General features: G+C 50.7%; 1 protein-coding gene. It reads left to right on the top strand.

Annotated features, from left to right (window positions below):
- Positions 1–55: 55 nt before the first annotated feature.
- Positions 56–343 (top strand): phage portal protein (locus HBA93_RS19670; protein ID WP_221724412.1); only part of this gene is annotated, 288 nt, incomplete at its 3' end.

Raw genomic sequence — 343 nt, forward strand, 5'->3', positions numbered from 1 at the left:
GAAGGGAAAGGCCAACGGAAAGAAACCCGATCGGGCTTCTCCAAAGGTGGCCAGCATGCGTTATTTGCGTGGTGATCGTACGGGTATATTGAATATGCGCCGTGCTGTGACACGGGATGCTAAACATGATGTAAGAGAGGCGGCGGATCGAGCCGCCGCTTTAGCCATTGATTTCATCCACAATAGCGGCTGGCTTGCCGGTGCTGTCACGCAAGTAATTTCCGATACTGTCGGTGAAGAACTCAAATTGAATTGTAGGGCCGACTTGAAAAAGTTCGGCTATTCAGAAACCAAGGCCGCAGAATGGTGTCGATCTGTTGAAAAAGCATGGCGCAAATGGGCT

This window comes from Ochrobactrum sp. SFR4 (genome assembly GCF_019730395.1).
GTDB lineage: Bacteria > Pseudomonadota > Alphaproteobacteria > Rhizobiales > Rhizobiaceae > Pseudochrobactrum.